Origin of the sequence: Falsiroseomonas bella (assembly GCF_003173615.1) — a bacterium.
Taxonomy (GTDB): domain Bacteria; phylum Pseudomonadota; class Alphaproteobacteria; order Acetobacterales; family Acetobacteraceae; genus Falsiroseomonas; species Falsiroseomonas bella.
In genome coordinates this window covers 256351-281986 of the sequence record NZ_QGNA01000003.1, presented here as the reverse complement: position 1 = coordinate 281986, position 25636 = coordinate 256351, and the positions used below count along the sequence as shown (strand labels likewise).

At 70.6% G+C, this 25636-nt stretch carries 25 protein-coding genes and 1 tRNA gene; 17 read left to right on the top strand and 9 right to left on the bottom strand.

Annotated elements, in window-relative coordinates:
- Positions 1-2: 2 nt before the first annotated feature.
- Complete coding sequence (gene serS, locus DFH01_RS13895; protein ID WP_109871064.1) at positions 3-1280, top strand: serine--tRNA ligase; 1278 nt, start codon at positions 3-5, stop codon at positions 1278-1280.
- Positions 1281-1330: 50 nt separating this feature from the next.
- Here the strand turns inward: serS and DFH01_RS13890 are convergent, their stop codons facing one another.
- Both DFH01_RS13890 and DFH01_RS13885 read right to left on the bottom strand, forming a co-directional pair.
- Complete coding sequence (locus tag DFH01_RS13890; RefSeq protein ID WP_109871063.1) at positions 1331-1555, bottom strand: hypothetical protein; 225 nt, start codon at positions 1553-1555, stop codon at positions 1331-1333.
- A 165-nt stretch (positions 1556-1720) separates the two neighbouring features.
- Positions 1721-2599, bottom strand: a complete 879-nt coding sequence (locus DFH01_RS13885; protein WP_199231236.1) for an ATP-binding protein — start codon at positions 2597-2599, stop codon at positions 1721-1723.
- Positions 2600-2698: 99 nt separating this feature from the next.
- Between DFH01_RS13885 and yajC the strand changes: the two genes are divergently transcribed.
- Complete coding sequence (yajC, locus tag DFH01_RS13880; RefSeq protein ID WP_109871061.1) at positions 2699-3055, top strand: preprotein translocase subunit YajC; 357 nt, start codon at positions 2699-2701, stop codon at positions 3053-3055.
- A 103-nt stretch (positions 3056-3158) separates the two neighbouring features.
- Entirely contained in the window at positions 3159-3755 is a 597-nt protein-coding gene (locus DFH01_RS13875; RefSeq protein WP_109871060.1) for a cysteine hydrolase family protein, read from the top strand.
- An 89-nt stretch (positions 3756-3844) separates the two neighbouring features.
- Here the strand turns inward: DFH01_RS13875 and DFH01_RS13870 are convergent, their stop codons facing one another.
- Positions 3845-4483, bottom strand: coding sequence for a superoxide dismutase (locus tag DFH01_RS13870; RefSeq protein ID WP_109871618.1), 639 nt, complete (start codon positions 4481-4483; stop codon positions 3845-3847).
- A gap of 130 nt (positions 4484-4613) precedes the next feature.
- Between DFH01_RS13870 and DFH01_RS13865 the strand changes: the two genes are divergently transcribed.
- Positions 4614-5435 (top strand): squalene/phytoene synthase family protein, encoded by an 822-nt coding sequence (locus DFH01_RS13865; protein ID WP_109871059.1) that lies wholly within the window; start codon positions 4614-4616, stop codon positions 5433-5435.
- A gap of 36 nt (positions 5436-5471) precedes the next feature.
- Here DFH01_RS13865 and DFH01_RS13860 read toward each other — a convergent pair whose 3' ends face one another.
- On the bottom strand, positions 5472-6164 hold the full coding sequence (locus DFH01_RS13860; RefSeq protein ID WP_109871058.1) for a PEP-CTERM sorting domain-containing protein: 693 nt from the start codon (positions 6162-6164) through the stop codon (positions 5472-5474).
- 189 nt (positions 6165-6353) lie between these two features.
- On the opposite strand from DFH01_RS13860, the gene DFH01_RS13855 reads away from it, so the two are divergent.
- Positions 6354-7094, top strand: coding sequence for a DUF5765 domain-containing protein (locus tag DFH01_RS13855; protein WP_109871057.1), 741 nt, complete (start codon positions 6354-6356; stop codon positions 7092-7094).
- Positions 7095-7178: 84 nt separating this feature from the next.
- On the opposite strand, the gene DFH01_RS13850 is transcribed toward DFH01_RS13855, so the two are convergent.
- Together DFH01_RS13850 and uvrA are read right to left on the bottom strand one after the other, a co-directional pair.
- Complete coding sequence (locus tag DFH01_RS13850) at positions 7179-7859, bottom strand: PEP-CTERM sorting domain-containing protein (protein WP_109871056.1); 681 nt, start codon at positions 7857-7859, stop codon at positions 7179-7181.
- Positions 7860-8105: 246 nt separating this feature from the next.
- A complete protein-coding gene (gene uvrA / locus DFH01_RS13845; protein ID WP_109871055.1) occupies positions 8106-10982 on the bottom strand; it encodes an excinuclease ABC subunit UvrA in 2877 nt (958 codons plus the stop codon).
- Positions 10983-11174: 192 nt separating this feature from the next.
- Here uvrA and ssb point away from each other — a divergent pair, with 192 nt between their 5' ends.
- From ssb to DFH01_RS13790, 12 genes are all read left to right on the top strand, one after another.
- Complete coding sequence (gene ssb / locus DFH01_RS13840) at positions 11175-11723, top strand: single-stranded DNA-binding protein (RefSeq protein WP_109871054.1); 549 nt, start codon at positions 11175-11177, stop codon at positions 11721-11723.
- Between the two features lie 327 nt (positions 11724-12050).
- Positions 12051-14765 (top strand): DNA gyrase subunit A, encoded by a 2715-nt coding sequence (gene gyrA, locus DFH01_RS13835; protein ID WP_233256140.1) that lies wholly within the window; start codon positions 12051-12053, stop codon positions 14763-14765.
- Positions 14762-15283, top strand: a complete 522-nt coding sequence (gene coaD / locus DFH01_RS13830) for a pantetheine-phosphate adenylyltransferase (protein WP_109871052.1) — start codon at positions 14762-14764, stop codon at positions 15281-15283. Before gyrA ends, coaD begins: the two co-directional genes overlap by 4 nt.
- Positions 15284-15384: 101 nt before the next feature.
- On the top strand, positions 15385-15849 hold the full coding sequence (locus tag DFH01_RS13825; RefSeq protein ID WP_442899707.1) for a peptidylprolyl isomerase: 465 nt from the start codon (positions 15385-15387) through the stop codon (positions 15847-15849).
- A gap of 63 nt (positions 15850-15912) precedes the next feature.
- Positions 15913-16482 (top strand): peptidylprolyl isomerase, encoded by a 570-nt coding sequence (locus DFH01_RS13820; protein WP_109871051.1) that lies wholly within the window; start codon positions 15913-15915, stop codon positions 16480-16482.
- A 39-nt stretch (positions 16483-16521) separates the two neighbouring features.
- Positions 16522-16594 (top strand) — tRNA-Lys (locus DFH01_RS13815).
- Positions 16595-16659: 65 nt separating this feature from the next.
- Complete coding sequence (locus DFH01_RS29000) at positions 16660-16788, top strand: hypothetical protein (protein ID WP_269846252.1); 129 nt, start codon at positions 16660-16662, stop codon at positions 16786-16788.
- A 73-nt stretch (positions 16789-16861) separates the two neighbouring features.
- A complete protein-coding gene (locus DFH01_RS13810) occupies positions 16862-17965 on the top strand; it encodes a glycosyltransferase (protein ID WP_233256107.1) in 1104 nt (367 codons plus the stop codon).
- A 3-nt stretch (positions 17966-17968) separates the two neighbouring features.
- Positions 17969-19420 (top strand): ArnT family glycosyltransferase, encoded by a 1452-nt coding sequence (locus tag DFH01_RS13805; RefSeq protein WP_109871050.1) that lies wholly within the window; start codon positions 17969-17971, stop codon positions 19418-19420.
- A gap of 58 nt (positions 19421-19478) precedes the next feature.
- Positions 19479-20471 (top strand): protein-methionine-sulfoxide reductase catalytic subunit MsrP, encoded by a 993-nt coding sequence (gene msrP, locus DFH01_RS13800; protein WP_109871049.1) that lies wholly within the window; start codon positions 19479-19481, stop codon positions 20469-20471.
- Positions 20472-20485: 14 nt separating this feature from the next.
- Positions 20486-20740 carry a hypothetical protein gene (locus DFH01_RS13795; protein ID WP_158287757.1) on the top strand — a complete coding sequence of 85 codons (255 nt, stop codon included), beginning with the start codon at positions 20486-20488 and terminating at the stop codon, positions 20738-20740.
- Positions 20733-22160, top strand: coding sequence for a sigma-54-dependent transcriptional regulator (locus DFH01_RS13790; RefSeq protein ID WP_109871047.1), 1428 nt, complete (start codon positions 20733-20735; stop codon positions 22158-22160). The genes DFH01_RS13795 and DFH01_RS13790 overlap by 8 nt, the downstream gene beginning before the upstream one ends.
- Here DFH01_RS13790 and DFH01_RS13785 read toward each other — a convergent pair whose 3' ends face one another.
- The 3 genes from DFH01_RS13785 to DFH01_RS13775 are packed head-to-tail and all read right to left on the bottom strand — an operon-like array spanning position 22161 to position 25632.
- Positions 22161-22607 carry an NUDIX hydrolase gene (locus tag DFH01_RS13785; RefSeq protein WP_109871046.1) on the bottom strand — a complete coding sequence of 149 codons (447 nt, stop codon included), beginning with the start codon at positions 22605-22607 and terminating at the stop codon, positions 22161-22163.
- Positions 22604-23695: a DUF4340 domain-containing protein gene (locus tag DFH01_RS13780; protein ID WP_109871045.1), complete on the bottom strand. Its 1092-nt coding sequence runs from the start codon at positions 23693-23695 to the stop codon at positions 22604-22606. The genes DFH01_RS13785 and DFH01_RS13780 overlap by 4 nt, the downstream gene beginning before the upstream one ends.
- Positions 23692-25632, bottom strand: a complete 1941-nt coding sequence (locus tag DFH01_RS13775) for a Gldg family protein (RefSeq protein ID WP_109871044.1) — start codon at positions 25630-25632, stop codon at positions 23692-23694. Before DFH01_RS13775 ends, DFH01_RS13780 begins: the two co-directional genes overlap by 4 nt.
- Positions 25633-25636 lie beyond the last annotated feature (4 nt).

The following is a 25636-nucleotide window of genomic DNA, read 5'->3' as shown; positions in this document are numbered from 1 at the left end:
TCATGCATGACATCCGTGCCCTGCGGGCCGATCCCGCAGCCTTCGACGCGGCGCTGGCGCGGCGCGGGATGGCGCCGGCCTCGGCCGAGGCGCTGCGCCTCGATGACCTGCGCGTGGAGGCCACGCGCATCGTCCAGGCGGCGCAGACCACGCGCAACGAGCTGTCGCGGCAGATCGGCGCGGCGATGAAGGCGGGCGACGCCGCGACCGCCGAGCGTCTGAAGGCCGAGGTCAAGGCAGCGATGGACGCCGCTGCCAACGCCGATCCGGACGCGCAGGAGAAGGCGCGCGACGCGCTTCTCGCCACGCTGCCCAACCGCCTCGACCCCGACGTGCCGGAAGGCGCGGACGAGACGGCCAATGTCGTGCAGCATGTCCATGCCGAGCCCGCCGCCTTCGCCTTCACGCCGAAGCAGCATTTCGAGCTCGGCGAGGCGCTGGGCATGATGGACTTCGCCACCGCCGGCAAGCTCGCCGGCGCGCGCTTCACCGTGCTCAAGGGCGCGCTTGCCCGCCTGGAACGCGCGCTCGGCCAGTGGATGATCACGCTGCACACCGAGGAGCACGGCTACACCGAGGCGACCGTGCCCTACCTGGTGAACGACGCCACGATGTACGGCACCGGCCAGCTCCCGAAATTCGGCGAGGACCTGTTCCGCACCACGGATGGCCGCTGGCTTATCCCGACCGCCGAGGTGCCGTTGACCAACTTCGCCGCGAAGGAATTGCTGGCCGAATCCGACCTGCCGATCCGCCTGACGGCGCTGACGCCCTGCTTCCGCTCGGAAGCCGGGGCCGCGGGCCGCGACACGCGGGGGATGCTGCGCCAGCACCAGTTCGCGAAGGTGGAGCTCGTCTCGATCACCCGGCCCGACCAGTCGGCCGAGGAGCATGAGCGCATGACGCGCTGCGCCGAGCGCGTGCTGACCGAGCTCGGCCTCACCTGGCGGCGCGTGCTGCTCTCGGCCGGCGACACCGGCTTCGGCGCGGCCAAGACCTACGACCTCGAGGTCTGGCTGCCGGGGCAGCAGGCCTGGCGCGAGATCTCGTCCTGCTCCAATTGCCGCGACTTCCAGGCTCGACGGATGGAGGCGCGCTTCCGGCCGGGCGGCGGGAAGGGAACGGAGTTCGTGCACACGCTGAACGGCTCCGGCGTGGCCGTCGGCCGCGCGCTCATCGCCGTGCTGGAGACCTTCCAGCAGGAAGACGGCAGCATCGCCGTGCCGGATGTGCTGCGCCCCTGGATGGGCGGCCTCGCACGGATCGCGCCGCGCGGCTGACTCCGCGAGGATGTGCCCCGGCCTGACGGTGTCAGGCCGGGCGGGGGCGTCTATTCGGCCTCGGGCGCGGCCTCCGGCGGGTGCTCCGTCTCGTCCATCCACATCAGCATGTAGGCGGCGAAGGAGATCAGCAGGCTCATCCAGATCTCGTGGTGCAGCGCGAGCGCGATGAGCCCGGCGGCGCCGCTGACGAAGAAGGCGATCCAGGGCCGCGCATAGGCAAGCCGCAGGACATAGGCGAAGGGCGCCAGGGTGACGTCGAAAACAGCCGACATGGAGTGCTCCGGGACGGCGCGCCGGCTGTCCGTGGACCGGTTGCTGCGGGGCGCGCGCCCGCAGGCTTGCCGCCGCGGGAAGGCGGCGCAAGCGGGCGCGGCGATTGCATCCCCGAATTCATCCCGGCGAGAGCAGCCGGGCAAGCTAGCCGCGCAACGCCGTCATCAGGCGGCCATGCGCACGCCGAGCCGCCCCGCCAGGTCCTGCACGAACTGCCAGGCGACGCGGCCCGAGCGCGCACCGCGCGTGACGGACCATTCGACCGCCGCGGCGCGCAGATCCTCCGGCCCGATCGGCAGGCCGAAGGTCGCGGCGTAGCCCTCGATCATGGCGAAGAAGGTGTCCTGGTCGCAATTGTGGAAGCCGATCCAGAGGCCGAAGCGGTCGGACAGCGAGACCTTCTCCTCCACCGCCTCCTGCCCGTGGATGGCGCCGCGCGACTCGTTCTCGATCATGTCGCGCGGCATCAGGTGGCGGCGGTTGGAGGTGGCGTAGAACAGCACGTTCGCGGGACGTCCCTCGATGCCGCCGTCGAGCACGCTCTTCAGCGCCTTGTAGTCCGCGTCCTCCCGCTCGAAGGAGAGGTCGTCGCAGAACACCAGGCAGCGCCGCTGCTGCCCACGCAGGATGTTCAGCAGGTCGGGAAGGGTCCGGATGTCCTCCCGGTGGATCTCGATCAGCGCCAGCGCGCCCGGTTTCTCGGCGTTCGCCGCCGCATGCGCGGCCTTCACAAGCGAGGATTTGCCCATCCCCCGCGCACCCCAGAGCATCGCGTTGTTGGCCGGCAGGCCGCGCGCGAAGCGCAGCGTGTTCTCCAGCAGGATCGCCTTCTGCTGCTCCACGCCCTTGAGCAACAGGATGTCCACGGCGGCGATGCGCGGCACGGGGGCAAGCCGCGGCACGGGCGACGGGTGCCAGACGAAGCCGTCGGCGGCGCCGAGATCGGGGCGCGGCGGCAGCGCTGGCGCCAGCCGCTCCAGCGCCTCCGCGATGCGGGTCAGCGCGGGCAGCAGCGCATGGTCGGGCAACGGGCGGTCTGTCACGGCTTCGGTCCGGCGGGCGGGTTGACGGCGGGGGGGCGGAAGCTAGGTTGCGCGCCGAACGCCCGCAACCCACCCGAACGAAACGGACGCCGGACCGCCATGTGGATCTCACCCGCCTATGCCCAGGACGCCGCTGGCGGCACCGGGGCCGTGGTCATGCAGCTTCTGCCGCTGATCCTGATCTTCGCCGTGTTCTACTTCCTGCTGATCCGCCCGCAGCAGAAGAAGATGAAGGAGCATCGCGAGATGCTGCAGAAGCTGAAGCGCAATGACCGCGTCATCACCGGCGGCGGCATCATCGGCACCATCAGCAAGGTCCGCGACGACAGCGACGAGATCGAGGTGGAGATCGCTTCCGGCGTGCGCATCACCGTGCTGCGCGGCACGATCAGCAGCGTTGTCGCACCGCCCTCCGCGGCAAACGACGCCAAGCCGGCCGACGCCGCGAAGGGCTGACAGCCCGAACCATGCCCCGCACGCATGACGCGCCATGCGCCATGCGTGCGGGACTTCGCGTTCCGGCGGTGCCAGGCTGCGCGCAACGACACGGAGCCTTGCCATGACCATCCCCAAGACCCTGCTGCAGATGGCCGGAGCCGATCTGGCGCCGCACCCGCTGGCCGATTCGGTGCTGCTGCTGATCGACGCGCAGGGGGAATATCGCACCGGGCGCCTGCCGCTTGATGGGATCGAGCCCTCGCTGCAGGTGCTGGCCGGGCTGCTCGCCAGGGCGCGGGCGGCCGGGGCGGTGGTGATCCATGTGGCGCACAAGGGCCGGCCCGGCGGGCTGTTCGACCGCGACGGCGCGGGCGGAGCCATCCTGGACGCCGTGGCGCCGCGTGACGCCGAGCCGGTGGTCGAGAAGCCGCTGCCGAACGCCTTCGCCGGCACCGACCTGGCCGAGCGCCTGGCGGCGACCGGGCGGAAGAATCTCGTCGTCGCCGGCTACCAGACGCATATGTGCGTCAGCTCCACCGCGCGCGCGGCGCTCGATCTCGGCTATCGCGTGACGATCCCTGCGGATGCCTGCGCCACGCGCGCGCTGCCGGACCCGCTGGGCGGGGAGCCGATCTCCGGCGCGGCGATCCATCGCCATGCGCTGGCGGAGCTGGCCGACCGCTTCGCGATCGTCGTGCCGGCGGCGGCACTCACCTGAACGCAAGAAGGGCGCCGACAACGCCGGCGCCCCTTTCCATCGTCTGAGGATGGTCACGGCCGGTCCCGGGCGGGGCCGGCCGTCGCCGTTCAGGCGCTCTGGCCGCTCTTCATACCGCCCTTCTGCAGCAGGTCGGCCACCACTTCCCAGTTCACCAGCTTGTCCAGGAAGTTCTGCAGGTAGTTCGGGCGGACGTTGCGGAAGTCCAGGTAGTAGGCGTGCTCCCACACATCCACGCCGAGGATCGGCTGGCCTTCGCCGGTGGAGAGCGGGTTGGCGCCGTTCGGCGTCTTGGTGACCTTCAGCTTGCCGTCATTGCCGATGACGAGCCAGGCCCAGCCCGAGCCGAACTGCGTCACGCCCGCCTGCTTGAAGTCCTCCTTGAACTTCGCGAGGCCGCCGAGGTCGCTGTCGATCTTGGCCTTCAGCGCGCCGGGCAGGTCGTCGCCGCCGCCGCCGGGCTGCATGACCTGCCAGAACAGGATGTGGTTGTAGTGCTGGCCGGCCTGGTTCAGCACGGGCAGACCTTCTGCCCCCGACTTTCCTGCTTCGGCGCAGATCTGCTCCAGCGACTTGCCGGCCAGGCCCTTGCTCTCGATCAGGCCGTTCAGCGCCGTGACATAGGCGTTGTGGTGCTTGCCGTGGTGCAGTTCCAGGGTCTCCTGGCACATGCCGTTGGCGGCGAGCGCATTGGTGGAATAGGGCAGCGGCGGCAGCGTGAAGGGCATCATTGTCTCCCGAATGGCGCAATTGGCGGTCGCGCCGGAACGCGCGCCCAGGCCGCGAGTGACCTAGGCTTGGCCCGAAGGAGCGTCAACTGCGCTTGCCTCCGGCGCACGGCCGCTTCATCTGCCGCGAATGCCCGAAGCCCCCGAGGCGGACCTGGCCGGCTTCGTCCGCGCCCATGATCCCGACCGATTCCTCTGCACGCTCTTCGCGCCGGCGGCTGCGCGCCCGGCGCTGTTCGCACTGACCGCCTTCAATCACGAACTGGCGCGCGCGCGGGAGGCGGCGAGCAACCCGATCGCCGCGCAGATCCGCCTGCAATGGTGGCGCGACGCCGTGGAAGAGGCGGCGGCCGGGCGGCCCGCCCGGCGGCACGAGGTGGCGACGCCGCTCGCCACGGCGATCGGCGCGGGCCTGCTCGATCCCGCCGCGCTGCTCGCGATGATCGAGGCGCGGGAGGCGGAGACGGAGGAGGACGGCCTCGAGACCGAGCAAGACTTCGTCGCCTGGCTTCGTGGCACGTCGGGCGGCTGGTCGGCCGCGGCAGGGCGTGCCCTCGGCGCCGATCCGGAGGCGGCCGAGGTGCTGCGCGCGCTCGGCGCGGCCTACGGGCTCGCGGGCGTGCTGCGGAGCGTCCCCGCGCATGCGGCCCGAGGGCGCTGCCTGCTGCCGCGCGACAGGCTGGCGGCGACCGGGCTGAGCGCGGAGTCGGTCGTGGCGACGCCGCACGCCCCGACAGTCGGCGCGCTGGCCGCGGAGATGGCGGCGGAGGGGCTGGAGGCGCTGCGCGGCGCCCGGCGCGACATCCCGCGCGGCGCCGTCGCGGCGGCGCTGCCGGCGGTGCTGGCGGCGCGCGACCTCATGCGGCTTGCGGCGGGGCGCGAGGTGCCCGCACCGCGCGGGATCGGGGACCGGCTGGCAGTGACGCTGGCCGGCTTGCGCGGCCGGGTGTGAGGCGGGCGGCCCGTCCCGAGGCGCGCAATCGCTGCGCTATGCCTCCGATGGCCTGCGCCGCCGACGCGAGGCCACACCGAGCCCAAGCAGGCCGGCGGCAAACAGCGCCAGGCTCGCCGGCTCCGCCACGGCCGCCGCAGTCGAAATCGGGATGATGTAGACTTGGTCGATCACCACGTCCTTGGACGGCGCCAGGTTGGTGTTGAACACGAACTCGATGGCGTAATTGCCCGGCGTCGCGACCATGGTCGTGCCGGAGAAGGCCTGCCAGGACTGCGCCGGCGCGGTGGAGGCGGCGAAGTTCGCCAGCATCATGCCCGCGATACTGCCGCTGAAGGTGGCGTCGCCGCGGTTGTTGAAGCCGTTGCGCGGCAGATAGGCGCTGAAGCCGATCTGGTAGCTGCCGGCCTCCAGGAAGACGATCTGGGAGAGCCTTTCGTTGACGGCCAAGTCATCCACGAAATAGGCGGCGCGCGCGCCGGCCGCGTCCGGCGAGTCGGTCGGCGCATCGCTCGGCCGCACCGGTTCGCCATAGGCACCCGTGGGGTAGGTTGCGCTGCTGTTGTAGGTGATGACGGAGGCCGGGTTCCTCAGGTTTCCGCCGCCCCGCGTCCAGCCGTCGAAGCCGGACTCGAAGCTGCCATTGACGACGAGATTTCCGGCTTGGACGCCCGGGGCAGCGGCAAGGCCGAGCAGCGCCAGGGTCAGCAGGGCGAGGTGGTGGTGCATGACGCGGTTCCAATGAGCAAGCCAGTTTTGAAGCAAAAATGATCCGCGTCGCAATAGGTGAACACAACTCCTGACAATTCCTCAGGAATCGAGCAAAACACCCTGGCTGTGATGTGACCTTCGCCGGGTCGGCTTCTCGGCACTGATTGCGCTCCGTAGCATGCAGCAATTGCGGGGGCGGGGGCATGCATGTGCTGGTCTGAGGCGGCGTCGGTGGGGATGGTGGCGCTTGGCGCCGGTGCGACCGTCTGGACGCTGCGCCGGGGCGATCCGCCGGCAGTGCCCGCCGCCGTTGCGTGGTTCACCCTGATGGAGGGCCTGCAGGTCGCCGGCTATGCCGTGGTGGACCAGTGCGGCAGCCCGGTGAACCAGTCCGTCACGCTGCTGTCCTACCTGCACATCGCCTTCCAGCCGCTGTTCATCAACGCCTTCGCCATGGCGCTGATCGCTGGCGGGGTCTCGGCCTGGATGCGGAGCGCGGTGCATGTCATCGGCGGCGCCTCGGCCGCGGTGATGCTGCTGCAGCTCTATCCCTTCGAGTGGGCGGGCCCGTGCCGCGCGGGCACGGCGCTTTGCGGCGCGGCGCTCTGCACCGTCTCGGGCGACTGGCACCTCGCCTGGGACATCCCGTTCAATGCCCTGGTGCCGCCGATCCCGCTCTTCGCGGGCTCGGTCTGGACCTTCCCGAGCTACATGATCGCGGTCTTCATCGTGCCGCTGGCCTATGGCGCATGGCGCTTCGTGCTGTTCCACGCGCTGCTGGGGCCTATCCTGGCCTCGCTGCTGACCGGCAACCCGAACGAGATCGCAGCCATCTGGTGCCTGTTCTCGATCGGCCTCGTCTCGGTCGGCGTGATCCCGCCATTGCGGCGCGCGGTGTTCGGCGTGCCCGCAATGGCGCTGCCGAGCCGCCTGGCCGGCCGGCTCTGATCACGGAAGGAACGGCACGCACCGCCTGCCCGAGGGAGACGCCCGGAAGCACCGCTTCCGGGCGCCACGCTCGGCTCGGCGTTCTCAGGCCGCGCGGCGGCGCACCGCGGAAAGGCCCAGCAGGCCCATGCCGAACAGTGCGAGTGCCGCGGGAGCGGGTACATCCACGACCGGCGGCGGCGGATTGCCCTCGATCACATAAACCTGGTCGATGACCACGTCCTTCGACGGGAAAAGATTGGTGTTGAAGACGAACTCGATATCGTAGTTGCCGGGTGCGGCGATGACCGTCGCGCCCTGGAAGGTCCGCCAGGTCGTGACCGGCCCGGCCGACACCGCGTAGTTCGCCAGGACGAGGCTGAGGATCGTGCCGGAGAAGGTGGCATCGCCGGCATTGGCATAACCGTTGGCCGGCGCGTAGGCGCTGAAGCCGATCTGGTAGGTGCCGGGATTGAGGAAGATGGTCTGCTTCAGGCTCTGGTTCACCGTGAAGTCCGACACGAAGTAGGCCGCGCGCGCGCCGGGCGCGTCGGGCGAATTGGTCGGCGCGTCATTGGCGGGCACCGCCTCTCCGAAGGCGCCGTTCGGATATGGAGACGCCGCACCGTAAAAGATCGCGACAGGCGGGTAGCCCTGAGTGTCGACGCCGCCGATGGCCCAGCCCGTAAGACCGGACTCGAAGCTGCCGTTGGTGACAAGGTTGGCCGCAGCAGCGGGCAATGAAATTCCGATGCAGAACGCTGATGCGAGAAGAATGTTGCGCATGCTGTCGTGTGCTCCTCTGGTTCGAGTGGCGCCCTGCACACAATGCAATCGCAATGCCAGAGTGACATACAATTTGAATACAATGTCTTACGATGCAACGCCTCCGGCCGACGCCCCGGCGTGTAAAGAAAGCCGACGCAATATCGTCGTTTGATCGCCTAGTGCGCGAGGTTTGTCAGATTTTTCGACACTCCGGGTGCAACGAGCGAAGCCGGCATGCCACGCCGGCTTCCGGCCGCCTCCTGCTCAGGCCCGCTTGCGGCGCCTGACCGGCTCCGGTGCGGCAACCGCGCCGTCGCGCGCCAGGATCGGCGCCAGGAAGCGCCCGGTGTGGCTTTCCTTCACGGTAGCCACCTGTTCCGGCGTGCCGGCAGCGACGATGCGCCCGCCGCCCTCGCCCCCCTCCGGGCCGAGGTCCAGGATCCAGTCGGCGGTCTTGATGACCTCCAGGTTGTGCTCGATCACCACCACCGTGTTGCCCTGCTTCACCAGCGCATGCAGCACTTCCAGCAGCTTCCGGACGTCCTCGAAATGCAGCCCGGTGGTGGGCTCGTCCAGGATGTAGAGCGTGCGGCCGGTAGCGCGGCGGGACAGTTCCTTGGACAACTTGATGCGCTGCGCCTCGCCGCCGGAGAGCGTCGTCGCCTGCTGGCCGAGATGGATGTAGCCGAGCCCGACGTCGCGCAGCACCACCAGCTTGTCGCGGATGGCTGGGACAGCCGAGAAGAACTCCACCGCCTCGTCCACGGTCATGTCCAGCACGTCCGCGATGGACTTGCCGCGGAACTTCACTTCCAGCGTCTCGCGGTTGTAGCGCTTGCCCTTGCAGGTGTCGCAGGTGACGTAGACGTCGGGCAGGAAGTGCATCTCGATCTTCAGCACGCCATCGCCCTGGCAGGCCTCGCAGCGGCCGCCCTTGACGTTGAAGCTGAAGCGGCCGGGCGCATAGCCGCGCGCGCGTGAATCGGGCAGCTCGGCGAACCAGTCGCGGATCGGGCCGAACAGGCCGGTATAGGTCGCGGGATTGCTGCGTGGCGTGCGGCCGATCGGCGACTGGTCGATGTCGATGATCTTGTCGAGATGCTCCAGCCCCTCGATCCGCTCATGCGGGGCCGGCACCTCGCCGCTGCCCATCAGGCGGCGCGACGCGGCCTTGAACAGCGTCTCGATGACCAGCGTGGACTTGCCGCCGCCGGAGACGCCGGCGACGCAGCAGAAGGTGCCGAGCGGGATCTCCGCCGAGACGTCCTTCAGGTTGTTGCCCTTCGCGCCGACCACCTTGATGGTGCGCTTCGGATCGAAGGGCCGCCGCGTCTCCGGCATCGGGATGCGGCGGATTCCGGCGAGGTACTGGCCGGTGATGCTGGCGGGGTTGCGCTCGACCTCGGCCGGCGTGCCCTGGGCGATGATCCGCCCGCCGCCCTTGCCCGCCGCGGGGCCGATATCCACCAGGTGGTCGGCGCTGCGGATCGCGTCCTCGTCATGCTCGACCACCAGCACCGTGTTGCCGATGTCGCGCAGCCGCCGCAGCGTCGCCAGCAGGCGCTCGTTGTCGCGCTGGTGGAGGCCGATGGAGGGCTCGTCCAGCACGTACAGCACCCCGGTCAGCCCGCTGCCGATCTGCGAGGCCAGCCTGATGCGCTGGCTCTCGCCGCCCGACAGCGTCGCGGAGGAGCGGCCGAGCGAGAGGTAGTCGAGGCCGACATCGTTCAGGAACTGCAGCCGCTCCTCGATCTCGCGCAGGATGCGGCGCGCGATCTCGGCGCGCTGCGGCGTCAGCGTCGGCATCACGCCGGCGAACCAGTCCCGCGCGCGACGGATGGACAGCTCGTTCACCACGCCGATGTGGCTGCCCGCGACCTTCACGCTCAGCGCCTCCGGCTTCAGGCGATGGCCGTTGCAGGCCGGGCAGGGGCGTTCGGCCTGGTAGCGCGAGAGCTCCTCGCGGGTCCACGGGTTGTCCGTCTCGCGGAACCGGCGCTCCAGGTTCGGGATGACGCCCTCGAACGGCTTCTTCACGTCATAGCCGCGAAGCCCGTCCTTGTAGCGCAGCGTGACCACCTCGGCGCCCGTGCCGTTCAGCACGACATTCCGAAACACCTTCGGCAGATCCTGCCAGGGCGTCGTCATCGCGATCTTGTAGTGCCGCGCCAGGCTTTCGAGCGTCTGGTCGTAATAGGGCGAGGAGGCGCCGGCCCAGGGCTGCACCGCGCCGTCCTTCAGGCTGCGCGTGTCGTCCGGCACGACCAGCATCGGGTCGAAGAAGGCCTGGGTGCCGAGCCCGTCGCACGTAGGACAAGCGCCCTGCGGGCTGTTGAAGCTGAAAAGCCGCGGCTCGATCTCCTCGATCGAGAAGCCAGAGACGGGGCAGGCGAATTTCTGGCTGAAGACGGTGCGCTCGTTCGTGTCTGCATGGTCCGCATAGGCGATGCCGTCCGCCAGGCCGAGCGCCGTCTCCAGGCTGTCGGCCAGGCGCGACTGCACGCCCTCGCGCACGACGATCCGGTCCACCACGATCTCGATGTCGTGCTTGAACTTCTTGTCCAGCTTGGGTGGCTCGGAGAGCTGGTGAACCTCGCCGTTCACCTTCACGCGTTCGAAGCCGCGGCGCTGCCATTCGGCGAATTCCTTGCGGTATTCGCCCTTCTTGCCGCGCACCACGGGCGCCAGCAGCAGCAGCCGCGTGCCTTCCTCCATCGCCATGATGCGGTCCACCATCTGGCTGACCGTCTGCGCCTCGATCGGCAGGCCCGTGGCCGGGCTGTACGGCACGCCGACCCGCGCCCAGAGCAGGCGCATGTAGTCGTGGATTTCCGTCACCGTGCCGACGGTGGAGCGCGGATTGTGGCTGGTAGTCTTCTGCTCGATGGAGATCGCCGGCGACAGGCCCTCGATCGAATCCACGTCCGGCTTCTGCATCAGTTGCAGGAACTGCCGCGCATAGGCGCTGAGCGATTCCACGTAGCGCCGCTGCCCCTCCGCATAGATCGTGTCGAAGGCGAGCGAGGACTTCCCCGACCCCGAAAGCCCCGTGACCACCGTCAGCGTGTCGCGCGGGATGTCGAGGTCGAGGTTCTTCAGATTGTGCTCGCGCGCGCCGCGAATGCGGATGAAGCCGCTCATGGATCACCGATTCCGCACAGGAGAACCGCGGTCGTGGTCACGACCGCGCGTTCGCATCTTGTTCTCGGGAGGTCTACGCCGTTATAGATGGTCTGGAAAGAGGTTTCGCCAGAGGGCGTCCCGCCGCATGGCTGGCCTGCAAACCGCGGCCGGGATAGGCTTCCGGCCGAAAAGCGTAAGGGATTCCGACCGATGGCCGGAGTGAACAAGGTGATCCTGCTGGGCCGGCTGGGCCGCGACCCGGAGGTGCGGAACTTCCAGAATGGCGGCCGGGTGGTGAACCTGCGGCTGGCGACCTCCGAGCGCTACAAGGACCGCGAGGGGAACATGCAGGAGCGGACCGAGTGGCATTCGGTCGCCATCTTCAACGAGAAGCTCGGCGAGATCGCGGAGAAATACCTGCGCAAGGGCTCCGAGGTGTATCTCGAAGGCCAGCTCGAGACCCGGAAGTGGCAGGACCAGTCGGGCCAGGACCGCTACACCACCGAGATCGTGCTGCGTCAGTTCCGCGGCGAGCTGGCGCTGGTCGGCGGCCGTGGGGGCGGTGGCTCCGACATGGGGGAGCCCTCGGAGAGTGGGGGCGGCTATGGCGGCGGGCGGTCCTCGGGATCGGGTGAGCGCAGCGGCGGTGGCTGGGATCGCGGCGGCGGAGGGGGCGGCGGCTCCCGCTCCGGCGGCGGCGGCGGCGGCGGTGGGCGCGCGCCGGCGAAGTCCGACCTCGACGACGACATCCCGTTCTGAGCCGACAGGCACGGCCCCCCGCGGGTTTGTGCCGAGGGCGCCGCGGCCCTATATGGACAGGATATTTCGACCCGCCGCGGCAGGCCGGAGTCGAGGCACTGAGACGGGCCGGCGCATCGTCGGCCGTAGCGGCAAGCCAGGGGCGGTGATGCCCGCCTCGGCGCGCCGAGAGGGCCGGCAAGGCCTCCGCCCAGCGCCCCGCTCCCTCTCCCAGGCGGATAGCCGCGGCATCCGGATGCCGGCCCAGAGGAACACGGCTTGAGCGACACGACTCCCGAGGATCCGAACGCCTCGTCCGACATCGCGCCCGTCGGGCTCGAGGAGGAGATGCGGCGGTCCTATCTGGACTACGCGATGTCCGTCATCGTCTCGCGCGCGCTGCCCGATGCGCGGGACGGGTTGAAGCCGGTGCACCGGCGCATCCTCTTTGCCATGCACGAGGCCGGCTACACGGCCGACAAGCCGCACCGGAAATCGGCTCGCGTCGTCGGCGACGTGATGGGCAAATACCACCCGCATGGCGACAGCGCGATCTACGACGCGATGGTGCGCATGGCGCAGCCCTTCTCCATGCGCGTGCCGCTGATCGACGGCCAGGGCAATTTCGGCAGCATGGACGGCGATGCGCCGGCGGCGATGCGGTACACGGAGGTGCGCCTGGCGCGCTCCGCCGCCGCGCTGCTGGAAGGCATCGAGGAGGACACGGTCGACTTCGTCCCGAACTACGACGAATCGGCCGAGGAGCCGCGCGTGCTGCCGGCGGCCTATCCGAACCTGCTGGTCAACGGTGCCGGCGGCATCGCCGTCGGCATGGCGACGAACATCCCCACCCACAACCCGGGCGAGGTGATCGACGCCACGTTGAAGCTGATCGAGGAGCCGGACACCCCGCTCGTGGACCTGATGCGGATCATCCCCGGCCCGGATTTCCCGACCGGCGGCCTGATCCTCGGCCGCGCCGGCATCCGTTCCGCCTTCGAGACCGGCCGCGGCTCCATCCCGCTGCGCGCCCGCGCGACCATCGAGGAGATGCGCGGCGGCCGGTCCATGATCGTCGTCACGGAGATCCCCTACCAGGTCAACAAGGCGAGCCTGATCGAGAAGATCGCGGAGCTTGTCCGCGCCAAGGCGATCGAGGGCATCTCCGACCTGCGCGACGAGAGCGACCGCGACGGGCTGCGCATCGTCATCGAGCTGAAGAAGGACGCGACGCCGGAAGTCGTGCTGAACCAGCTCTATCGCTTCACCCAGCTGCAGACCTCCTTCGGCGTGAACTTCGTCGCGCTGGATGAAGGCCGTCCGCGTCAGATGGGGCTGAAGGACGCGCTGCTCGCCTTCATCAGGTTCCGCGAGGAGGTGATCGCGCGGCGCAGCCGCTTCCGCCTGAACAAGGCGCGCGACCGCGGCCACAACCTGATCGGCCTGGCGGTCGCGGTGGCGAACATCGACGAGGTGATCGCCCTGATCCGCGCCGCGCCGGATGCCGCCGCCGCGCGCGTCGCGCTGATGGCGCGCGACTGGCCGGCCGCCGATATCGGCCCGCTGCTGGCGCTGGTGGACGACCATCGCAACGTGCTGACCGAGGGCGGCACGGTCCGCCTGACGGAAGACCAGGCGCGCGGCATTCTCGACCTCCGCCTGCAGCGCCTCACGGGCCTCGAGCGCGAGAAGATCGCGCAGGAGCTGTCGGAAGTCGGCGCCACCATCCGCGAGCTGCTGGAGATCCTCGGCTCCCGGCCGCGCCGGATGGAGCTGATGGCGCAGGAACTGCTGGCCGTGCGCGCGCAGATCGCCACGCCGCGCATGACGGAGATCGTGGACGGCGTCGCCGACCAGGACGACGAGAGCCTGATCGAGCCGGGCGTCATGGTCGTCACCATCACGCGCGACGGCTATGTGAAGCGCACCGGGCTCGACGTGTTCCGCGCGCAGAACCGCGGCGGGCGAGGCCGAAGCGCCGCCGGCCGGCGGGAGGACGACATCGTCGTCCGCAGCTTCGTCGCCCACACGCACCAATGGGTGCTGTTCTTCACCAGCCGCGGCATCGCCTTCCGCGAGAAGGTCTGGCAGCTGCCAGAAGGCGGCGCGACGGGTCGCGGACGCAGCCTGCGCCAGGTGCTCCAGCTGCAGGCGGAGGAATCTGTGACCGCCGTGCTGCCGCTGCCGCAGGACGAGACGCTGTGGGAGAATTTGCACCTCGTCTTCGCGACCGCGGGCGGCAATGTCCGGCGCAACAAGCTGAGCGACTTCCGCAATGTCCGCGCGACCGGCCTGATCGCGATGAAGCTTGACGAGGGCGACAGCCTGATCGGCGTCGCGACCTGCCGCGAGGGCGACGATGTGATGCTCGGCTCCCGCCGCGGCCGCGCCATCCGCTTCCAGGCGGAGAGCGACACGCTGCGCGTCTTCGCCGGGCGCGACAGCACCGGCGTGCGCGGCCTGCGCCTGCTCGGCGACGACGCGGTGATCTCGCTGGCGGTACTGCGCCATGTCGAGGCGAGCCCGGGCGAGCGCCTGACCTATCTCCGCTGGGCGGCCCAGAAACGCCGCGCGGCCGGGGAGGACGTGGCCGAGCCGAACGGCGCCGAGGGTCCGACCGTCGAGGCGGTGGGCGAGGCGGTCGAGGAAGAGGTCGTGCCGCAGGAGAAGCTGGACGCGATGGAGGCGGCGGAGGAGGTGGTGCTCACCGTCACCGACCGTGGCTTCGGCAAGCGCAGCTCGGCCTACGAATACCGAGTGACCGGCCGCGGCGGGCAGGGCATCACCGGGATCACCCTCACGCCGCGCACGGGGCGGGAGGTGGTGGCCACCTTCCCGGTGCGCGCGGGCGACGACGTGATGCTGGTCACGGACGCCGGGCGCCTCATCCGCCTGCCGGCAGACCAGGTGCGCATCACCGGCCGCACCGCGCAGGGCGTCACGCTGCTGCGGCTCGACGACGGCGAGCGCGTCACCTCCTGCTTCCCGGTGATGGAGGAGGAAGAGGCGGCGAATGGCGGCGATGCCGCGGCGCCCGGCAACACGGAACCCGACCCGCAATGAGCAGGCAGCGCATCGGCCTCTATCCCGGCACCTTCGACCCGGTGACCAACGGCCATCTCGACGTGATCGGCCGCGCCGCGCGGCTGATGGACCGGCTGGTGGTCGGCGTCGCGATCAATGCAGGGAAGGGGCCGCTCTTCCCGCTCGAGGAACGGGTGGAGCTGGTCCGCGCGGAGACCGACCGCATCGCGCAGCGCACGGGCTGCGAGGTGGTGGTGCAGCCCTTCACCGGCCTGCTGATCGGCTTCGCGAAGGAAGTTGGCGCGCAGATGATCCTGCGCGGCCTGCGCGCCGTGACCGATTTCGACTACGAGTTCCAGATGACCGGCATGAACCGCCGCCTGGACCCGGAGATCGAGACCGTCTTCCTGATGGCCAGCGAGACGAACCAGTTCATCTCCTCGCGCTTCGTGAAGGAGATCGCGATTCTCGGGGGCGACATCTCCACCTTCGTGACGCCGCTCACCCTGGAGCGCACGCTGGCCCGCGTGCGCCGCAACAAGGACGCCGCCGAATGATGCTTTCCTTCCGTCGTCGCGCGCTGATTGGCGCCACCTTCGCGCTGCCGGCCGTGGCTCGCGCCCAGGCGCAGCCCACCAATCCCGAGAACACGCTGGTGATGGAGCTGAAGGACGGCGAGGTGCGCATCCTTATGCTGCCGGAGCTCGCGCCGCGCCATGTCGAGCGGATGCGCACGCTGACGCGCCAGGGCTTCTACAACAACACGCCCTTCCACCGCGTGATGGAGGGCTTCATGGCGCAGGGCGGCGACCCCACCGGCACCGGGACCGGCGGCTCGCCGCTGCCCGACCTGCCGGCCGAGTTCGTCCCGGCGAGCCGCGCGCGGTTCCTGCGCGGCACCTGCGGCATGGCGCGGGCACAGAATCCCAACTCGGCGAACAGCCAGTTCTTCATCATGTTCGCCCCCGCCCCCTTCCTGGACGGCCAGTACACCATCTGGGGCCGCGTCGTTTCCGGCATGGAGGCAGTGGACAAGATCAAGCGCGGCGTTGGCCAGTCCGGCATGGTGCCGCCGCCGCCCGACCGCATCCGCCGCATGCGGGTAGCAGCCGATATCGGCTGAGCCTATAGGTTGCCGGCTTCGGCCGATGCGTTGCACCAGGACACGAACAGCAGGACCGACCCGATGAGCGAAGCAAGCCCCGTCCCAGAGAACACCCTGCTGCTGGAGCTCAAGGACGGCACGGTGACGATCGAGCTGCTGCCTGATCTCGCACCGAAGCATGTCGAGCAGATCAAGGCGCTCGCCGCGCGCGGCTTCTACGACGGCACGCCCTTCCACCGCGTGATCGACGGCTTCATGGCGCAGGGCGGCGACCCCACGGGCACGGGCACCGGCGGCTCCGACCTGCCCGATCTGCCGGCGGAATTCAGCCCGCCCGGCAAGGCCCGCTTCATGCGCGGCACCTGCGGCATGGCGCGCACCAACAACCCGAACAGCGCGAACAGCCAGTTCTTCATCATGTTCGCCCCGGCGCCGAGCCTGGACGGCCAGTACACCATCTGGGGCCGTGTGGTCTCCGGCATGGATGTGGTGGACAAGATCAAGCGCGGGGGCGGCCCGAACGGCATGGTGCGGGAGCCGGACGTGGTGAAGTCCATGAAGCCCGGCACCGCGGCGGCACCTGCGGCCGAGGCGGAGAAGCCCGCGGAAGGGGCCGGCGGGGTTGACAGCACCCCTGCGGCGGACGCCTAAAGCCGGCGCTGCGCCGGCCCGTTCCGCGGTCGGCAGGACGAGCCCGTAGCTCAGCCGGTAGAGCACGTGACTTTTAATCATGGGGTCGTGGGTTCGAGTCCCACCGGGCTCATAAGCGCAGCGTTGTCAGCGCGGAATCTTCACGAACTGCCGAGGCTGCCATGAGTTCGGCCCGGCATGAAAATCCTGCATCCGAACCACGACGACCGTCATCCGCCGCAGATGCCCTGGACCTTCCCGCTGATCGCCGGCACGGCGATCTTGGCGGTGCTGTTGATGGCCCTGGCGGAGCGCATGGTGGGCTGACCTCCCCGGCGGCCGGGGCCCTGGCCGCCGGCGCGCCGTTTCCCGCCGGCGCGTCCGGCGGTATGGGGCAGGGGTGATCGAGTCCTCCGTCCTGCCGGCCCGCCTCGCGATCGTCATACCGGTCTTCCGCGAGGCGGCGAACGTTGTGCCGCTGGTCCAGCGGCTGGATGCGGCCCTGGCGGGGATCGCCTGGGAAGCCGTGTTCGTCGACGACGACAGCCCCGACGGCACCACGGCGGAGGTCCGCGCCATCGCCGCGCGCGATCCCCGCATCCGCTGCATCCGCCGCGTCGGGCGGCGCGGCCTTGCCTCTGCCAGCATCGAGGGGATGCTCTCCGTCTCCTCCCCCTTCGTCGCCGTGATGGATGGCGACCTGCAGCATGACGAGACGATCCTGCCCGCCATGCTGCGCGCGGTGGAGCAGGGCGCCGACATCGCCATCGGCTCGCGCCATGTCGCGGGCGGGGCGGCGTCGGAAGGCTTCTCGGCTGCCCGCGGCGCGCTCTCCGATGCCGGCACGCGATTGGCGCAGGCGCTGCTGCCCGTCACCGTCGCCGACCCGATGAGCGGCTTCTTCCTGCTGCGGCGCGACCTGGTGGAACAGGCGGCGCCAAGGCTGACGGGGCGCGGCTTCAAGATCCTGCTCGACCTGCTGCTGACCGTGCCGAGGACAGTCAGGATCGTCGAGGTCCCCTACAGCTTCCGGGCGCGCGAGCATGGCGATTCCAAGCTCGACGCGACGGTCCTGATGGAATTCGCGGGCCTGCTGCTGGACAAGCTGACGGGCGGCCTCGTGCCGCTGCGCTTCGTCGCCTTCGCGGCCGTCGGCGCGGTCGGCGTGCTGGTGCACATGGCCGCGCTGGCCACCCTGGTGTTCGCAGGCTTCGCCTTCGGCCTGGCGCAATGGGGCGCGACGCTGGTGGCGATGACGGCGAACTTCGTCCTGAACAACCGCATCACCTATCGCGATGCGCGGCTGCGCGGCGCGGCGCTGTGGCGCGGGCTGGTGCTGTTCTACCTGGTCTGCGGCATCGGCGCGGCGGCGAATGTCGGCATCGCGAACCTGCTGGTCCGCGACGGCGTGCTGGCCTGGGGCCTGGCCGGGGCGGCGGGCGCGCTCATCACCGTGGTCTGGAACTACGCCGTCTCCTCCACCCTGGTCTGGCGGACGCGCTGAGGGATGAGCGCCTGGGGCGCTGCCCTGCTGGCGGTCACCGCGCTGCGGCTGGTCGTCGCCGCGATCACGCCGCTCGCGCCGGACGAGGCGTACTATTGGGTGTGGTCGCGCGTGCTACAGCCCGGCTATCTCGATCACCCCCCGATGATCGCCGTCTTCATCCGGGCGGGCACGCTGCTGGCGGGCGAGACCGCCTTCGGCATCCGCCTGCTCGGGCCGATCGGCATCGCCCTTGCCAGCTTGGCGCTGGCGGATGCGGCCAACCGCCTGTTCCCGGCGCAGCGCCCCGGCGCCTGGGCGGCCGCGCTGTTCAACGCCACGCTGGTCGTCGGCGTCGGCGGCATCCTCGCCACGCCGGACACGCCGCTGCTGGTGTTCTGGTGCGCCGCGCTCTGGGCCCTGGCGCGGCTGCATACGGATGGCGATGGGCGCTGGTGGCTGGCCTTCGGGCTGTTCTGCGGCCTGGCGCTGCTGTCCAAATACACCGCGGTGCTGCTCGGCGCGGGCGCAGTGGCCTGGCTGCTCATGTCCCGCCCCGCCTGGCGCTGGTGGCGGGACTGGCGGCTCTATGCCGGCGGCGTTCTGGCGGCGGTGGTGTTCGCCCCGGTGATCCTCTGGAACGCCGCGCATGATTGGGCGAGCTTCGCCAAGCAGGGCGGCCGGGCCGGCGTGGACGCGCCGGGCGTCACCTTCCGCTTCCTGGGCGAGCTGATCGGCAGCCAGTTCGGGCTGGCCACGCCGCTGGTCTTCATCCTCTGTGTCGCGGGCCTCGGGCTGGCGGTCGCCGCCTGGTGGCGGCGCGGCGATGCCGGGGCGGGCCTGCTGGCGGCGATGGTGCTGCCGGGGACCGCGATCTTCCTCTGGCAGGCAACCGGCAGCCGGGTGCAGGGCAACTGGCCCGCCATCCTGTACCCCGCCGCCTGCATCGCCGCCGCGTCCTTCACGCCGCGCCGGCTGCTGGGCTGGCGGCGGCCGGCGCTCGCGCTCGGCGCCGTGCTCGCGCTCGGCGCCTACATTCAGTCCGCCTTCGCGCCCCTCCCGCTGCCGCGCCGCCAGGACCCGACGCTCGCCCGCCTTGGCGGCTGGGACGATTTCGCCGCCGCCGTCGAGGCCGAGCGGCGGCGCATCGGCGCCGGCTTCGTCGCCGCCGAGGAATACGGCCTGGCCTCGCAACTCGCGTTGCGGCTGCCGCCCGGGGTGCCGGTGATGGCGCTGAACCCGAGATGGACACTTTTCAACCTGCCGCGCCCGATCCCCGGCGTAACCGGCATGCTGGTGCAGAGCGAAAGACGGGACAGCGCGCCGGACTGGCCCGAGGCCGAGCCCGTCCGCCGCATTGAGGGCTCGCTGGTCCGTGCCCGGCACGGCATCGAGGCCGAACGGTATCGCGTCTTCCGCGTCGAGACCCGGCCCGGACAGCCGCCGACGGCGATCCTTCCCCGCCCCGCGCCTTGACGCGGGGGGAAGCCGACAGAACCTTATCCGGGTTGGCCGCCCGAACGCGGAGAGGACCATGCGCATCCATCGCAAGCGTGGCTGGGAACTGCCGGACCATGCCGCAACGCCCGAACATGTCGCGCTGAACCGCCGCGCGCTGATGGCCGCCGCCGGCGCGGGAGTGATGCTCTCGGCCGAGGCGCAGGCGCAGTGGCTGTTCGGCCGCGGCCGCTCCTCCAACGATCCCTGGCAGCGCAACCCGGCGGACCTGCCGGACCTGCCGCCGGCAATGCGCAACCCGCGCTACCAGCCGGGCCGCGCCCTGACGCCCGAGCGCGACCCCGTCACCTACAACAATTTCTACGAATTCGGCTCGAACAAGGACATCTGGCCGACCGCCCAGCGCATGCCGACCAGCCCCTGGACGGTGAAGGTGGACGGCATGGTCGAGCAGCCCGGCGAATTCGCCGTAGACGACCTGATGAAGCGCATCGGGCTGGAGGAGCGCGTCTATCGCCTGCGCTGTGTCGAGGCCTGGGCGATGACGGTGCCCTGGACCGGCTTCCAGCTCTCCAAGCTGCTGGAGATCGTGAAGCCGCTCGGCTCGGCGAAGTATGTGCGCCTGGAGACGGCGCAGCGGCCGGATTCCATGGTGGGCCTGCGGCAGAGCTGGTACCCCTGGCCGCATATCGAGGGCTGCACGGTCGAGGAAGCGGCGAACGAGCTGACCTTCATCGTCACCGGCATCTATGGCCGCCCGCTGCCGGCGCAGAATGGCGGGCCGTTCCGCATCGTCTTCCCATGGAAATACGGCTTCAAGTCCGGCAAGTCGCTCGCCCGCATCACGTTGACCGACGAGCGGCCGAAAAGCTTCTGGGAGACGCTGCAGGGCAACGAGTACGGCTTCTGGGCGAATGTGAACCCGGAGGTGCCGCATCCCCGCTGGAGCCAGGCGACCGAGCGCCTGATCGGCACTGGGGAGCGCGTGCCGACGCAGATCTTCAACGGCTATGGCGAGTTCGTCGCCTCGCTCTACACCAACCTGCAGAACGAACGGCTCTGGGCGTGATCATCCTGGCGGCAATGCTGCTGGCCCTGGCGGGCGGCATTGCCATCTGGTTCGGCCCCTGGACGCCGCTCGGGGCCTTGATCTTCGAACTCTACCCGCCCTTCCTCAACACGCTGCAGGCCGGCGTGCAGCGGCGGATCGCGCCGGAGCTTTGGGACCTGGTCTTCCTGCCGGTGCTGACCGCGCCGGCCTGGGTGATTCCGTTCGTCCTCGGCGACCTGCTGCTGGTCATCGGCATCCTGCGGCGCCGGCGGAGACGCCATGGCTGAGTCGCGCGCCCGCATCCTGCTGGTGGAGGACACCGCCTCGCTCGCGGCGGTCTATGCCGAATACCTGCGCGGCGCCGGCCATGCCGCGGAGCATGCACGCACCGCGGCGGAGGCGACGAAGCGCGCCGCCGCCGATCCGCCCGATGCCGTGCTGCTCGACCTCCGCCTGCCGGACGGCGACGGGCTTTCGGTGCTGCGCACGCTGCGCCGCGACACGCCGGACATCCCCGTGATCGTCATGACCGCGCATGGCAGCGTGACGACGGCGGTGGAGGCGATGCGCAGCGGCGCCGCCGACTTCCTGGTGAAGCCCTTCGCCGCCGAGCGCCTGGCCGTCACGCTCTCCAATGCGCTGGAACGCGCGGCACTGAAGCGGGAGGTGCGCGACCTGACCGCCGCGCGGCCGCGCAGCAACTTCCAGGGCTTCGTCGGCGCCGCGCCGGCGATGCAGGCGGTCTATCGCGTGTTGGAGACCGCGGCGCAGTCCCGCGCCACCGTCTTCATCACCGGCGAGAGCGGCACCGGCAAGGAACTGGCGGCGGAGGCGGTGCACAAGCTCTCGCCGCGCCATGCCGGCCCCTTCATCGCGATCAACTGCGCCGCCATCCCGAAGGACCTGATCGAAAGCGAGATCTTCGGGCATGTCCGCGGCGCCTTCACGGGCGCCGTCGCGGACCGCATCGGCGCGGCGCAGGCGGCCGATGGCGGCACGCTGTTCCTCGACGAGCTCTGCGAGATGGACCTCTCGCTGCAAGGCAAGCTGCTGCGCTTCATCCAGTCCGGCACCTTCCAGCCGGTCGGCAGCACCCAGGCGCGGCGGACGGATGTGCGCTTCGTCTGCGCCACCAACCGCGACCCGCTGGAGGAGGTGAAGGCCGGCCGCTTCCGCGAGGATCTGTACTACCGCCTGCATGTCGTGCCGGTGCGCCTGCCGCCGCTGCGCGAGCGCGGCGAGGACGTGGTCGCGATCGCCGAGGCGATGCTGGCGCGCAGCGCGGCCGAGGAAGCGAAGCCCTTCCGCGGCTTCACCGAGGACGCGAAGGCTGCGCTGCTGACGCATCGCTGGCCGGGCAATGTGCGCGAGCTCGAGAATGCGGTGCGCACGGCTGTCGTGCTGAACAGCGGCCAATGGGTGGAGGCGGCGATGCTGCCGCTGCGCATCGCCGCACCGGAGCCTGCGGCACAAGCGGCCACCGAAACACCGCCGCCGTCCGCGCCCATTGCCGTGCTGCCCGCGCCGCAACCGCCCTCGGGCGATCCGGCGCGGCTGATCCGCCCGCTCGCCGATGTGGAGCGCGAGGCGATCGAGCGCGCGGTGCTGCTCTGCGACGGCAACATCCCGAAGGCCGCGGCCTTCCTGGGCGTCAGCCCGTCCACGCTCTACCGCAAGCGCGCGTCCTGGGGCGAGAGCGCGGCCTGATCAGTCGAGGCCGAGGCGGCGCCGCGCGAGCGCGATGACGCGCAGTGCCTCGGGCCACAGGCCGAAGCTGTCGGGGCGTGCGCTGTCGCACCACGCCACCTCCGTCACGTCGCCGCCGGGTCGCGGCTCGCCCGCTTCCCACGCCGCCACGAAGTCGATGATCGTGTAGTGGAAGCGCGGGCCGGCGCCGGCCTCGCCGGGCGTGATCGCATCCACCACGGCGAGCAGCTCGAGTGGTCCGACCTCGACGCCGGCTTCCTCGAGCAGTTCTCGTCGTGCCGTCTCCTCGGCGCGCTCGCCGAGGCGCTGCGCGCCGCCGGGAAGCGACCATTCGCCCATGCGCGGCGGCCGGCCGCGACGGACCAGCAGCACATCGGCGCCCCGGAAGACCAGCACGCCGATGCCGACCCAGGGGCGGGTCGGGTATTCGCGCGGGTTGCCGCTCAATTCGGCTGCTGCGCCGGCGGTGCCGGCTGCGCGGCCGTGCCAGGCGTGGCCGGGGCCTCGGCCGCGGGCGCCTGATCCGGCGCCGGCGCGCGCTGCTCCTTCACCAGGTCGGCGAGGCGCGGGACGAAGGCCTTCTCCTTCCACTGGCCGACCTGGTAGGCCCAGCCCTGCCAGCGCGCGTTCAGCCGCTGCCCTTCCTCGCCGCCCTCGGCGGACAGCCGCACCCAGAGATTCTCGCCGTCCTTGTGCGCGACCACGGCGATGCGGAGATCGTCGGTGAGCGCGAAGCGCGCCTCGCCGATCTTCTCGCCGGGGATGTCGGCGGCGCGCTGCACGTCGAGGAAGGTTAGGAACTCGAAGGCGCGTCCGACCTCGTCCAGGCTGATCTCGTCGAGCTCCGGCGTCTCGGCGGGCTCCACCACGGCCATCGTGCCATCCGGCTCGCCGCCGCGGCGCAGCACCAGGCGCGGCTCGCCCACGCGCTCGATCTCGGCGGCGCGCACGCGCTCGCGCGGGATGTTCGCGATGTCGCGGTCGATCCAGAGATTGGGGTCGGAGTCGATGGGCAGCCGGCCTTCGGCCAGCCAGGCCTGCGCCTCGCCGGGGCGGCGGACATAGACGCTTTCCGGCACGTTGCCCTGCACGCGCATCCGCCGCCGGCCGATGATCAGCTCCGCGATCACGCCGCCCTGCGCATCCAGCACGCGCAGCAGGGAGGATGTGGCGCCCTGCTTTGTCGGATCCTCGACGCCGAGACGCTCCAGCAGCTCCGGGTTGGCCGTGCGCGGCTCGGTCAGGCGCAGCTCGGTCAGGCCGACGAGCAATTCGCGTACCTTCTCGGGGCGAACCGGATGGCCGGCCTTGGCGGGCAGCACCCAGGCCTCGCCCTCGCGGTTGACGGTCAGCGTGCCGTCATGGCGCGTCACCTCGATCCTCGCGGCATTCGCCAGCCGCGGCGCGAGGCCGGGGAAGGCGAGCGGCGTCGCCGTCGAGACCGGCGGCTCCGTGCGGTCGGGCGTCAGCATGATGGCGGCGCCGACGGTCGCTGCGGCGGCGGTCCCGAGCAGCAGGATGGTGCGGCGGTTCATGCCCGGGCTCCCGCGCGGCGGCGTGCCCGGACGATGCCGAGGCCGATGGCGAAGACCGTCAGCAGCGCTGGCACCAGCACGATGTTGAGCAGCCGCAGGCGGTTTTCCAGCCCCTCGATGTCGCGGCGGAGTTCGAGCTGCACTTGGCGCAGCTCGCCGCGGGTCCGGCGGATCTCCTCCCGCGCTCGGTCGATCTCGGCACGCTGCTCGGGCGTGATCACCGCGCTCGCCTGCTGGCCCTGCGGGCCCTGGCGCAGCTCGCGCAGGCGGCGTTCGGTGGCTTCCAGGCGCTCCTGCAGGCCGCGCTCGGTCTGGCGGAACTGCGCCTCCGCGCCGCGGCGGATGTCCTCGACCATCTCGAAGGGGCGGAGCGATTCGCCGCGCGAGCGGAGCCCGACCAGCGCCTCGCCGCCCGCCATGCTGTCGGCCAGGTTGATAACCAGCGCGCCGTTGTCGCTGAAGGGCGTGCTGACCTGCTGGCCGAAGAAATCCTGCACGCGGACCCAGAACCGGTCCTCCAGGATGTCGGCGTCGTTCGCGACGACCAGGTTCGCCGGGCCTTCCGTGCGGGCCCGATGCGCCGGAAAGTCTTCGGGCCGCTCGGCGCCCTCGGGCGGCGGGGGCGGGCCTTCGAAGGCCGAATTGAGCGGGCCGCGCACGCGCGCCGCGATCACCCGCGCGCGGCCATCCGGCGCAAATTCCGCCAGCAGCCGCGCCGGGCTCGGCTCCTGCCGCACGCGGGCGGCATCCACCATCTGGGTGCGCTCGCTGGAGGTAATGAGCGGCACGAATTCGATGCTCGCACCCTCGCGCCGCCGCACCTCGCCGGCCGAGGCGACGGTCACCTGGGAAAGCTGCGCCGTCGCGATCTCGCTGTTGGAAAGACCGGCCTGCGGCACGTTGAACCAGGCGAGGTAGTCCACCGCCTGGATGCGGTCGCGCGGATCGGCGCGCACGCGCCAGGCGCCGCGCTGGTCCAGCACCACCTGGTTCGACGGCGCCTCGATCCCCCAGGCGTTCAGCAGCCGGTCGAGGTTGCTGGCGGTGTCGCGCGCCGGTGGCTGGCCGGGGGAGGGACGGGAGGCCTGGCTCTCGCTGTGCGGGTCCACCATCACGATCAGCCGCCCGCCGCGCATGACGAACTGGTCGATGGCGTATTGGGTGGCGTCCGAGAGGTTCTGCGCATGCGCCACCAGCAGCACCTGCACGTCCGGCTCGATCACCTGCGCGTCCAGCGGCACGTCGCGCACCGTGTAGAACTGACGCAGCTGGTTCATCACGACATAGGGCTGGCCAACGCCGGGCTGGCGCATCATCAGCGCCCGCGGATCGCCGTTCAGCGGCAGCGAGGACATGACGCCCAGCACCGGGCGCGTCGGGTTGGACAATTCCCACACCAGCCGCGTCAGGTCGTATTCCAGGAAGCGCTCGCGGTCCGGCTGGAAGAAGGGGATGGTGCGCTCGTCATCCAGCAGATTGGTGCCGACCAGGCCGAACCAGACCTGCTCGCCGGACTGGTCCACCGGCACGCCCTGCAGGCCGAGCGCCTGGGCGCGGTCCTCGGTCTCGGAGAAGGGCTCCGGGTCGAGCACTTCCAGGCGCAGCCTGCCGCCGGCCACCGCGACGTATTCGTCGAGCATGGCGCGCACGCGGTCCGCATAGGCGCCATAGGCCGGGATCTCCGCACCCAGGCGGCGCGAATAGAACAGGCGCAGCGTGATCGGGTCGTTGAGCCCGCGCAGCACCTGCGCCGTGCCGTCGGACAGCGTGTAGAGCCGGTTCTGGGTGAGATCGAGGCGGGCGCTGGGCAGCAGCCGGTCCGCCAGCATGTTCACGCCCACGGCGAGGATAGCCGCAAGCAGCAGCGCGACGAGGGCGGAGAGGCCGCGCTTGCCCCGGGGTGCGGGGCCAGGAGCGGGAGTGGTGGTGCTGCTCATGGGA

Bases quoted from the DNA above. Each gene is read 5' to 3' on its own strand.
- DFH01_RS13855 (WP_109871057.1), top strand. From the start codon at position 6,354: ATGTGCTGGTCTGAGGCGGCGTCGGTGGGGATGGTGGCGCTTGGCGCC.
- msrP (WP_109871049.1), top strand. From the start codon at position 19,479: ATGCGCATCCATCGCAAGCGTGGCTGGGAACTGCCGGACCATGCCGCA.
- DFH01_RS13820 (WP_109871051.1), top strand. From the start codon at position 15,913: ATGAGCGAAGCAAGCCCCGTCCCAGAGAACACCCTGCTGCTGGAGCTC.
- DFH01_RS13850 (WP_109871056.1), bottom strand. From the start codon at position 7,859: ATGCGCAACATTCTTCTCGCATCAGCGTTCTGCATCGGAATTTCATTG.
- gyrA (WP_233256140.1), top strand. From the start codon at position 12,051: ATGCGGCGGTCCTATCTGGACTACGCGATGTCCGTCATCGTCTCGCGC.
- DFH01_RS13870 (WP_109871618.1), bottom strand. From the start codon at position 4,483: ATGCCCTTCACGCTGCCGCCGCTGCCCTATTCCACCAATGCGCTCGCC.
- DFH01_RS13805 (WP_109871050.1), top strand. From the start codon at position 17,969: ATGAGCGCCTGGGGCGCTGCCCTGCTGGCGGTCACCGCGCTGCGGCTG.
- DFH01_RS13825 (WP_442899707.1), top strand. From the start codon at position 15,385: ATGGAGCTGAAGGACGGCGAGGTGCGCATCCTTATGCTGCCGGAGCTC.
- coaD (WP_109871052.1), top strand. From the start codon at position 14,762: ATGAGCAGGCAGCGCATCGGCCTCTATCCCGGCACCTTCGACCCGGTG.
- uvrA (WP_109871055.1), bottom strand. From the start codon at position 10,982: ATGAGCGGCTTCATCCGCATTCGCGGCGCGCGCGAGCACAATCTGAAG.
- serS (WP_109871064.1), top strand. From the start codon at position 3: ATGCATGACATCCGTGCCCTGCGGGCCGATCCCGCAGCCTTCGACGCG.
- DFH01_RS13790 (WP_109871047.1), top strand. From the start codon at position 20,733: ATGGCTGAGTCGCGCGCCCGCATCCTGCTGGTGGAGGACACCGCCTCG.
- DFH01_RS13890 (WP_109871063.1), bottom strand. From the start codon at position 1,555: ATGTCGGCTGTTTTCGACGTCACCCTGGCGCCCTTCGCCTATGTCCTG.
- DFH01_RS13865 (WP_109871059.1), top strand. From the start codon at position 4,614: ATGCCCGAAGCCCCCGAGGCGGACCTGGCCGGCTTCGTCCGCGCCCAT.
- yajC (WP_109871061.1), top strand. From the start codon at position 2,699: ATGTGGATCTCACCCGCCTATGCCCAGGACGCCGCTGGCGGCACCGGG.
- DFH01_RS13860 (WP_109871058.1), bottom strand. From the start codon at position 6,164: ATGCACCACCACCTCGCCCTGCTGACCCTGGCGCTGCTCGGCCTTGCC.
- DFH01_RS13780 (WP_109871045.1), bottom strand. From the start codon at position 23,695: ATGAACCGCCGCACCATCCTGCTGCTCGGGACCGCCGCCGCAGCGACC.
- DFH01_RS29000 (WP_269846252.1), top strand. From the start codon at position 16,660: ATGAAAATCCTGCATCCGAACCACGACGACCGTCATCCGCCGCAGATG.
- DFH01_RS13795 (WP_158287757.1), top strand. From the start codon at position 20,486: ATGCTGCTGGCCCTGGCGGGCGGCATTGCCATCTGGTTCGGCCCCTGG.
- DFH01_RS13875 (WP_109871060.1), top strand. From the start codon at position 3,159: ATGACCATCCCCAAGACCCTGCTGCAGATGGCCGGAGCCGATCTGGCG.
- ssb (WP_109871054.1), top strand. From the start codon at position 11,175: ATGGCCGGAGTGAACAAGGTGATCCTGCTGGGCCGGCTGGGCCGCGAC.
- DFH01_RS13775 (WP_109871044.1), bottom strand. From the start codon at position 25,632: ATGAGCAGCACCACCACTCCCGCTCCTGGCCCCGCACCCCGGGGCAAG.